The 9,811-nt window shown below is 45.5% G+C and carries 8 protein-coding genes and 1 tRNA gene; 1 reads left to right on the forward strand and 8 read right to left on the reverse strand.

Translation table 11 applies throughout. The annotated features are described in order from the left end of the window. Positions 1–40: 40 nt before the first annotated feature. A tRNA-Ser gene (locus II896_04670) sits at positions 41–132 on the forward strand. A 45-nt stretch (positions 133–177) separates the two neighbouring features. Here II896_04670 and II896_04675 read toward each other — a convergent pair. The 8 genes from II896_04675 to II896_04710 form a co-directional block, all read right to left on the reverse strand. Continuing rightward, positions 178–1,590, reverse strand: coding sequence for a recombinase family protein (locus II896_04675; GenBank protein ID MBQ4443937.1), 1,413 nt, complete (start codon positions 1,588–1,590; stop codon positions 178–180). Between the two features lie 409 nt (positions 1,591–1,999). Continuing rightward, positions 2,000–2,296 carry a hypothetical protein gene (locus II896_04680; GenBank protein MBQ4443938.1) on the reverse strand — a complete coding sequence of 99 codons (297 nt, stop codon included), beginning with the start codon at positions 2,294–2,296 and terminating at the stop codon, positions 2,000–2,002. Positions 2,297–2,679: 383 nt separating this feature from the next. Beyond that, on the reverse strand, positions 2,680–4,362 hold the full coding sequence (locus II896_04685) for a recombinase family protein (protein MBQ4443939.1): 1,683 nt from the start codon (positions 4,360–4,362) through the stop codon (positions 2,680–2,682). A 295-nt stretch (positions 4,363–4,657) separates the two neighbouring features. Continuing rightward, positions 4,658–4,954 (reverse strand): hypothetical protein, encoded by a 297-nt coding sequence (locus II896_04690; GenBank protein MBQ4443940.1) that lies wholly within the window; start codon positions 4,952–4,954, stop codon positions 4,658–4,660. A 90-nt stretch (positions 4,955–5,044) separates the two neighbouring features. Further along, entirely contained in the window at positions 5,045–6,190 is a 1,146-nt protein-coding gene (locus II896_04695; protein MBQ4443941.1) for a plasmid recombination protein, read from the reverse strand. Positions 6,191–7,096: 906 nt separating this feature from the next. Continuing rightward, a complete protein-coding gene (locus tag II896_04700) occupies positions 7,097–7,570 on the reverse strand; it encodes a hypothetical protein (GenBank protein MBQ4443942.1) in 474 nt (157 codons plus the stop codon). A gap of 52 nt (positions 7,571–7,622) precedes the next feature. After that, positions 7,623–8,327 carry a hypothetical protein gene (locus tag II896_04705; GenBank protein ID MBQ4443943.1) on the reverse strand — a complete coding sequence of 235 codons (705 nt, stop codon included), beginning with the start codon at positions 8,325–8,327 and terminating at the stop codon, positions 7,623–7,625. A gap of 41 nt (positions 8,328–8,368) precedes the next feature. After that, a complete protein-coding gene (locus tag II896_04710; GenBank protein ID MBQ4443944.1) occupies positions 8,369–9,592 on the reverse strand; it encodes a hypothetical protein in 1,224 nt (407 codons plus the stop codon). Positions 9,593–9,811 lie beyond the last annotated feature (219 nt).

The following is a 9,811-nucleotide window of genomic DNA, read 5'->3' on the forward strand; positions in this document are numbered from 1 at the left end:
TATGTTAATATACTAATACACTCCAAAATATCGGGCTCGCGGAGAAGTACCCAAGTGGCTCAAGGGGCTCCCCTGCTAAGGGAGTAGTACGCGAGGAGTGTAGCATGGGTTCAAATCCCATCTTCTCCGCCATAAGCCTTCAAGTTTGAACCATCATACTTGAGGGCTTTTGTTTTGTCACGCATAGATGGTAACGTGTACCACAAATCCATAGTATGGGAGCGTATATGTCTTCCTGCAATTATAAGAAAAGCAGCCCCGATCTTGCTCAGGACTGCTCATCAATGGTGTGTTGAGGTATATCTGTATTTTGTCGTCGTATAGGACTATCTTGTTGACGAGGTAGGCAACCAGTAACTCGGGCTCCATCCGTAGTGCCTCCTCGTAGAACTGTGCTATCGTTTCCTCGGGGATCTCCACCATCATTTTGCATTTCTCTTTGGCGACCTGCTCCTCTAACTCTACTTGCTTTTGTTCCAACTCTTTCAGCCGTTCGCCCGTTGTCCTCGTAACAAGTCCTCCCTCTACGGCTTTCATAAGGTTTTGGAGTGCGATGTCAACTTGCCGCTGCTCTCGCCTTAAAACCTCATATCGAACGCTATGCTCGTTCTGTTCCTTCTGATATCGCATCAGTTTTGCTACCAAATCAGCCTTAACTTTGGGTCGGTTCAGTGCATCAATCAAAGACTTTATCACGATCTCTTCCAGCTTTGCTTTGTGTATGCTCGCTTTGCGACAACCGTTGCCGTGTTTACGCCCAATACATTTATAGTACCGCATAACCTCCCCGTTCCTCGCCGTTCCGCATTCGGCGGTGATATTACAACCGCAGTAGCCGCACACGACCTTCTTTCGTAACATATAATTGGTTATTGTGCTATTCCCTCCGTGTTTGTTTTGCAAGGTCTTCACACGCACTTTCTCGAATGTTTCGGGGGTGATTATTTGGGGATAGATGTTGTCATATATGACTCCGTCATAGCGAACAATTCCCGTATATCGCTCATTTCGCAGAATGTGATACATCGTGTTTTTATTGAACGGCCTACCATTGTTCGTGATATTTTGCGCGTTCAATTCATTAATGAGGTCTTTCAGCACCTCGCCGTTGAGATATTTGCTATATATCAGGCGGACGATCTCCGTTTCTTCCTCGATGATACGCAACTTGTGGTCTACCACCTCATAGCCGAACAATAACGTTCCGCAGGTGTAGTTGCCTTTGATGCGGGACTCCCTCATGCCACGTCTCACCTTTTGTGACAACTCTGCCGAGTAATATTCCGCATAACCTTCGAGCATCGACTCTATGATGATGGTTTCGGGCGTATCGGGGATATACTCCGTCGCGGACACCAACTTGATTCCGTTATCCCGCAACGTTTTCTTGTGCATTGCCATCTCGTACTTGTTGCGGGAAAAGCGATCCAACTTGTACACTATCACGTATTTCCACTCTCGCTTTTTGCTGTCTTTCAACATTCGCTGGAGGTCGGGTCGATTATCATTGGTGCCCGTCATAGCTCGATCTATGTATGTGTCCAAGATGATGATGCCCTTGCTCTTTGCATAGTTTTTGCAAACGTGCAACTGTCCTTCGATAGATTGCCCGTTTGACTGTGCGAACTGAATCTTGCATAGATGACCGCTCTATTCATTGCCTTTCCTCCCGAATACGTTCTGTGGCGTAAAGTCTTTAAGGCTTCCGCCGTTCTTAACAAAGTCTATCAATACGTTTGCCAATATGTTTGCGTTTTGTTGATTTGTTCTTGCGACAGGTCGCAAGGGGTTTTATTGCTTGCACCGCTCATTAAATCCACGGTGACAACGTTCTTTACTTGGTGTTTTATTATTCATTCCTTTTGGACGGTGAGGGTATCCTGTATATTTTTTGCCCTCACTCTCACAAGGAATCAAGGGGATTCCATTACGCCAATGCTTCTTTCGCGTAATCCTTTTCCCTACGTAGGTCAAGTGTCTGTTTTCGTTCCCGAAGAGGTTATTTGTCTTCCTTTTTCTGTTTCTCAAACTTTTCAAGTTCTCCGCTGAAAAAGTCGTCATAACCGTCCATTATCTTTGCTAATCCCAAATCATGTTCGGCGGCTTCGTCTAATAGTGCTTTGTATCCCGCCCGAATTAGTTGGACTTTCGTGTAACCATACTCTTCGAGAAAAGCGTTTATCTCTTCCGCTTCCTTGCGGTCAACGCTCGTTCCCCAAACCATACACTTGGCTTTCCGTTCTTCCTTGTGTCTATCCTCATATCTCTTATCTTTTTCCGCTCTCGGTTTCGTCATTTCTTTCATCTCCTTTGGTTAATATCGTAATCGTATTGATACGACTATGCATATTTTACACCCTTGCGAGTTCGATGTCAAGCTATTCTCGTATATATACGACGATAACTTTTCGAGCGGCGAGATATGCGATTATTGGCTCCTTACTCTTCAAGCCTATTCATTACGCTTCTTCGCATCCTTGCTATTCTCTTTGGGGGAGAAAGAAGGTAATAAGAAAGATACCCGTCGGCAATGCCGCCAAGAGAAAGTGGGTTTCCCACTTGTCCACGAAACGGTTGAGCAAAATCATTGATTTTGGGAAAACCCTTTACCTCATAAGATGTTCGTGGGGACACATTTGGGCAGGTGGGTTGATGCGCCTGCCCGTTGCGTCTATTAAGTTATGATTGAGGGATGTCGATTGCTCCGACAAAGTTATAAATGATTTTGATGGTTCGGTCGCCTTTTCTACTGTACTTCTCTTTCTCTCCGATCTCGATTCGGTCGATGAATGAAAACAGGATTTCGGGCGTTAGTTCTTCCACGTCGATGTAATAGCGCATCATTCGGATGAAGTTTTCAAGATCTTCGTTGTCCTGCGCGACGTCGTTGATACTCTTTTCCAATGCCGCGATCCGCTCCACGATTGCCGCTTGCTCTTTCTCATAAGAACCGGCGAGTTGGTCGTATCGCTCCTGCGTTATTCTTCCGAGCGCACAGTCCTCGTACAGTTTCCGTATAATCAAGTCAAGTTCCGTCTTTCGCGCATTGGCTTTTGTCAGTTCCGTTTTCGCTTGCGATGTCAGTTTCAATTTCTCTTTCTGCGAGCAGTTCAGATAGTTTTCGATAAACTCCTGTTCGTGATTGGAAACATACGCGCTGACTTTTCGTAAGTCGTTCAGAATGATTTTCTCCAACAGGTCTATCCGTATTCTGTGTGCCGTACACATATTTTGTTTTTTCTTCCGATAGGATGAACAACAAAGCGAATCTTGGTCATGACTGTGTGTGCTGTGATGGATCACCAACTTTGCGCCGCAATCCGCGCAGAACACTTTGCCGATATACTTGTTTGGGACACGGTGTTTGACAGGTATCGGTTCGCCCGGTTTTAACACGGGTTTTACCCGACGGCTTTTTTCTCTCATCTTCTGCACCAACTCAAACGTCTCCTTGTCGATGATGGCTTCCTGCGTATTCTCAAAGATCACCCATTGTTCCATCGGAAAGAATACTTGTTCTTTTGACTTGTAGGACGGCTTTTTCGTCTTGAAGTTCGCCGTACAACCTGTGTAATCAATCTTTCCGAGCATTTGATAAATCGTCGGTCCTGTCCAAACCGTCGGATCATTGCTTCTCATCCTTAACGGAAAACCCATCTTTTGATAATGGATGAGCGGCGTATCAATGCCACGCTCCGTCAGGATTGTAGCGATTTCTTTCGCGCCTTTACCTTCCACAAACAATCTGAAAACCTCTTTTACCACTTCCGCGGCTTCCTTGTCAAGAATCCATTTCGTCTTATCGTTCGGATCTTTCATATACCCATACGGCGGGACTGCGCTCAAGTGCTTTCCCGACATTCCCTTTGCGTGGAGAACGGCGCGTACTTTCTTGCTCGTATCCTTTGCGTACCATTCGTTGATGATGTTCCGGAACGGCGTAAACTCATTGTCAGCTTCACAGTCGCTGTCCACTTGGTCATTGACGGCGATAAAACGAATCTTTGCCGTCGGGAACAGTATCTCCGTAAAGTAACCGACCATTATGTAGTTTCTGCCGAAACGGGACATATCTTTCACGATGACCGTCCCGACTTCGCCGCTCTCTATATCCGAGAGCATCCGTTGAAAGTCCGGTCGGTCGAAGTTCGTCCCCGAATATCCGTCGTCAACGTAATAGCGGTAATTATGAAATCCGTGCTTTCGGGCGTATTCTCCGAGTATCTCTTTTTGATGCGTAATACTGTTGCTATCGCCGGTCAACTCATCGTCGCGGCTTAAGCGGCAGTATAACGCGGTAACCGAATCACCTCCGTTTATTCTGTTTTTCTTGATTTTTGTAGCCATTTGCATTTCTAACATATCTATTTACCTCCGTTAGTTTGCAAACAGCAAGTTCGTTCTTGTTCGCCGTAACACTTATATGCGTTCCTTTCGATCAACCGACGCATAATGTCGAGCGGCGTGTCTTTTACGTTTTCTTTTTCTTCCACGATCACGGTGATAACCGTACCGTCAATAATTTCTCGTTCTACTCTTTGTTTTGTATCCAATTACCTTATTCGGACATGATTGCGAAATAAACTATTTCGCGTCCTTATTGCGTTGAATACTATGTTCTCTCTTCATTGCTTTTCCTCCTTATTTTGAAAAGATATTAAGTATTCGGTTTTTTCTTTTCGACGTCCTCTAAACCGACAAAGTCTGTATTTGCGGATTGTTCCTCTTTCTTCGCGTCTGTGCCTGCCGCTATTTCCTTTAACTTCTCATATCCTGCGGCGATCAACTGTACTTTGGTAAATCCGCTTGTCTTCAAGAAAGCGTTGATCTCTTCAAAGAGCGGGCGGGGAATCATCGTTCCGAAATTGCCGCTCGTCTGCTTTCTCTTCTCCTTGTTTACTGCCTCATACTTGCGCCGTGCGGCGCGTTGGGGAGTGTTTTCTTTCTTTTCCATTGGTCTGATCTCCTATAAAAATACAAGTCGTATCAATACGATAGAGTATTTTCCCTCGTTTGTCAAGACCTTTTGAAAAAAATAGCATAGCTATTTGCTCGAATGGTTACTACCCGAACTGCTTTTGTTCTGTTCTTCCTTTTTCTCCCTCTCGATTTCCTCTTTTATTTCGTCCACGCGGCTACGAGATAAAGGAACAGGTTGATCGAACATATCCACGAAAGGCTGGAAGATACCACTTGCTCGGAAGAACACTCGTCCGAACGCTTCCGGCTCGCGCTCGCGGATCATTGTTATTCCCTTGAGCGCCTTATTGCACCTTTCTTCAATTCCTCTTAACTGTTGGGTTTCTTGGAATAAGCCTTCGTTGTCTCTGATAAGATTGGCGTTCTCTTCTTGCAGTCGTTTGTTCTCGACGGTCAAGGCGACGACTTGTTCTTTCAATCCTCTTCTCCCGTGGGCGACGTCTCCGTTCTTCACGTCCTCCAACGCTTGAGAATAATCCGCTTCCTTGTCCCGCTCCGCTACGATCTGTTCTTTCTCCGCTCTCGCTTCTTTGATTTTCTTCCTTGTTTCGTTCAGATGTTCCTCTGCAAGTGCATTGGCTTCCTTTAAATCCTCGTTTTCGGCTCTTGCGCCTGCGGTGATCTCTTCGGCTTGGTTCTCGGCTTGTTCCAATATCTTCTTCGCTTTGAACTCCGCCGTGGATAAGTGTTTTGCTTGACTTCCTTCTTTTCCTCTTTCCAAATGCCATTTCGTTTCCAACCACTCGTATAGGTTGGTCTGTAAATCCCGTAATGCCTGTGGGCAAAACAACTCTTTGGCGCACAGGCGTTTATCCGGCATAAAGGGGATAAGGTTTAAGTGCAAATGCGGGTTCGTTTCATCCATGTGGACAACGGCGGAGATGACGTTCTCTTCTCCGTATGTGTGGACAAAATAATTCGTTGCGTCGGTGAAGAGTTCCCTTTGTTCTTCTAACGATAAATGAGCGAAGTAGGGACCGTCCGAACCGAACGTAAACGAACTCATCAGAACGGCGTCTTTCCTCGGTCTCTTTCCTTCTTGCGCGAGCCTCCTATTGATGTACTCGGTGTAACTCATATCCCGTTCGATGATGTGGTAGTTGTTGTGGGTGCGCGTGGAATCAATCGACTCGTTTTCTCCCTTATAATTCTCGTCCCGCTCGTTCTCTTTCTCGATGGGGACGACTTCGTTTTTATGGTATTTCTCCATGTGACAAGATACGTATGAAATAGTTTTTTCCTCCTCTTACAATGATTTTTTCGGTGGACAAAAAGCCTCGCAGAGCCCACACTTTGCGGAGCAAAGTATAGTGGGCTATACTTTTGTCCTCGCAGTTTCTCCGATTAATCTTTTTCGTCCAAAAATTTGCTTGCGATTTTCTTCTTAATTCGAGCCTTTAACGACCGCCCGAAAGTCACTTTACAATCATATTTATCACCATCCTTTCAGCCACAAAAGGGCATAAAAAAGCCGCCGATATTTCCTACCGCCGACTTTGATATTAGCTGTTCAGTTGTCGTCATTTCCGTCTTGATTACGTCATCAATTACACCTCCATTGTCATTTGAATATGCGAAAACGGAAGTCCCGTCGAACTCCCGTAAACGTCATTTATTTACTTGTATTCTCTGATTTTTTGTACGCCAAAAATAACCATCAACGCTCCCCGAAAAAAACACTTAACATGATCGTCTTCAGAAAACTCCGGCTTCTTTACTTTGTCGGTATTTGCGTATACCGACAAAACCCATCGTCGCAATCCGTCTTCTCAATTCCACTTTTCGGATTGCTCGGGTGAACGGCGCAATGCTTACGCCAGCCCTAATCACAGGGCTTCATTCCATATATTCGACGTCCATCGAATATACTCCTAATGAGCATACCACTCGTTGGCTTTTTTATCATACCACAAAGGCACACGCCGTTTCAAATTCTCACTTCCCAATATTGGACGGTGAAGCAGATTTCGGCATAGATTTTTCGCTCTTGCGATATGGCTTGACGTAGTATATCACAAAGCGATACCCTCTGTAAAGATTAAGGTGTTCGTTATTTCGAACACCTTAATACTATTTTTGTGTTTTCTTGTCGATTAGTCGTATTCACTTATTGCGACTATTTCTTTTCAGCCTTTTTTTGTTTGAAATAGCTGAAAAGGAGTGCGCCCAATGCTCCCAATACGACCACAAAGGCAATGACGATACCCGCGATTGCACCGCCGGAAAGTCCTGTTGCAGGCGCGTCTTCAAGCACTATTGCATAGGTCGAGAAGTGATTGGTTGCAAAGGCGGCTACGCCGTCGGCAAAAGTGGCGTTCATATCCGTTCTCGTGCCGTCATCGGCTACGTAGTAGACTTTTGCAACTTTGCCTGCCGGTATTTCTTGCTTAAACGGCAAGGTGACGATTGCTTCGCCATCTGCAAACGTTGCGCCCTCAAGCGTAACTTCAAGCACCAATTCGGCATCTTCCACAGTCATATCTTCGGTAACCACTTTGACCGAAAGGCTGACTTCCGCATCGCCGATAGCGTTGACTGCATAAAAAACTCCTCGGTATTGAAATACCGATAGAGCTTTTTTGACGAACACGTCCTTCCGAACAAATATCCGCCCGTCGGAGCGGGTGGATATTTGTTAACAATCAATTATGCATAAGCGCTTCGAGCTCTGCGCCGGATTTATTATTAAGTTCTCCTTCAGAAGCATAAAATCTCGTCAGCAAAACGCCGATGGCTTTTCCTTCATAGGTAAAGACGAAATCGTAATAACCGGTTTCACACTCTTGCTGATGCAAATAAAAGCTGCCCCAAGGATACGTATCGGGATCTTCTTCATCTTCGGGATAACGTAAAATGCAATATTGCGCAAAATTCGGCATTAAATCCGAAAACGTACAAGTTTGGTAGTATTCTTGATCGTCCCTGTGCTTTAAAATCCACACTCTCAAGCCATAAGTCGCATCCGTATCGGGATAGAACTCGATCCATTCATTCAGCTCGAAAATACAGCGGACGTCGGTTAGAGAAGACTCTTTGCCGTTGATGTCGTCTTTCGTTCCGACGCAGTTTCCTATAATACGCACGCCGCGCAGGACGGACGCGTCTCTGTCGTCGAGATCGATCACGTTGATTTCCCCCGTCAAGAGCGTGCTTCCCGAACTTTGGTTATTGCCGTTTTGGGTGTTATCACCGTTTCCCGTTCCGGGATTCGTGTTTTGAGTATTGCCGTTTTGCGTATTCGTTTCGACACCGTTATTTGTTTTGGCGTTACCGCAAGCGGTAAACATAAAAACAAGCGATAACACAACCACCAAAATCATCGAAATAATCGTAATGTTTTTTTTCATAATTTGCACTCTCCTTTCTTTCCTTTATTTAAACGAATTTATTAATCGTAGTTGCCGACTTCAACGTCGATGCGCCAATACGGTGCGCCGCTGAAAGTGATATAATCGCACGAAACGGTAACTATGTACTCTTCGTTTCCGCCGATTGCCGCATAAAACCTTATACTTTCCCTATTCTCACTATCAAACCCGTATCCGTCGGGGTCATTCCAAGCGCTCAAAGGCGCTTTCGTTTCATCGCCGAGAGTTACTCCCGCATTGTAGAAAGATTGAATAAGAGCGTTGATCGCCGCTATACCGTTTTCCTGCGTGTCATAATTACGGTATTGCGCATTCCAAATCTTTTCTTCATCGGTTCTCACCGTGCCGTACTCCCATTCGCTGAAATAGAGTTCTCCTGCGGGGGCGTCTACGCTTGATAATCCCAATTCCGAGAAATACGTATTTTCCCAAGCGTATACGTCTATCTTTTCCGCAATAAGGTCATCCACAAAGGATTGAACGGCAGCGTTATCCGCACCGTATAAAAACTCGACAATTTCAAAGTTTTCTTTCGCGGAACTTCCGGTGAAACCATCGGTAGCGACGCCGTGCCCTTCGTGTTTCAGACACGCCCCCGTGAGATCGTCGATAACGATCTCTTCCGCATACGAAACGTTATACCCGTTCGCATTGCCGCTTGAATAGGTGTATTTCGTCGCATTTCTCCCCAAAAACGTGACCGCGCTTCTTTCGTGATAAGAAACCGTTTCTCCCGCAAAAAGGAACAGGTCGCCCGCGGAGGAATAACCCAAATTGTCGCCGCCGGTTACAGGCGTACCGATTTTGCGATATTTTCCGTTCTTTATTCCCGTATAAGGATACTTCTTTTCTCCGATCGTTACTTTTATACTTTCATACGTGAACAGCGAAGAATACTCGTACACGCCGTCACTCGCGACGACCAAGTCTTCTCCGCCCGAACGAACCGTAACTTTATACGAACCGCCGATTGCATTTCTGATCTCTTGTTCGCTCGGAAGCGTTTGCGTCTTAACCTGCAAATTCGATGCGCCGCTGTTGTCGCCGGTTTGCGCATTGTTCCCCGAATTGCCACCGTTTCCTTCGGGTTGACCATTATTCCCCGAATTGCCGTTATTATCTCCGTTTTGACCGTTGCTCCCCGAATTGTTTTCCGCACCGTGCTCGATTTGTTCTACCGTGTCGGAACTTGTGTTTTTGTTTTCCGTACCGCTGTTGTCGTTTCCGCAGGCGGTAGCGCACAAAAGACAAAACACCATCACGAGTGCGAATATCGCTATCGAGATTTTCTTTTTGCATCCTTTTTCCATTTTCTTTCTCCTTTTTGAAATAATAAATATAAAAAAGCGTTACCCGTCAGACGGCATAAGAATGCCGATCCACGCGTAACGCTGTATTTTTTCCTATAGTAAGTTGTTGCGTTGTTAAAAAAACGGGCGAATTATGCCGTCTGTCTGTCTGTC

The sequence above is a fragment of the Clostridia bacterium genome (assembly GCA_017394805.1).
Lineage (GTDB): Bacteria > Bacillota > Clostridia > Christensenellales > CAG-1252 > RUG14300.

What these genes read in the sequence shown, in the direction of transcription:
- II896_04680 (MBQ4443938.1), bottom strand. Translation starts at nt 2,296, where the DNA reads ATGACGAAACCGAGAGCGGAAAAAGATAAGAGATATGAGGATAGACAC.
- II896_04685 (MBQ4443939.1), bottom strand. Translation starts at nt 4,362, where the DNA reads ATGTTAGAAATGCAAATGGCTACAAAAATCAAGAAAAACAGAATAAAC.
- II896_04690 (MBQ4443940.1), bottom strand. Translation starts at nt 4,954, where the DNA reads ATGGAAAAGAAAGAAAACACTCCCCAACGCGCCGCACGGCGCAAGTAT.
- II896_04695 (MBQ4443941.1), bottom strand. Translation starts at nt 6,190, where the DNA reads ATGGAGAAATACCATAAAAACGAAGTCGTCCCCATCGAGAAAGAGAAC.
- II896_04705 (MBQ4443943.1), bottom strand. Translation starts at nt 8,327, where the DNA reads ATGAAAAAAAACATTACGATTATTTCGATGATTTTGGTGGTTGTGTTA.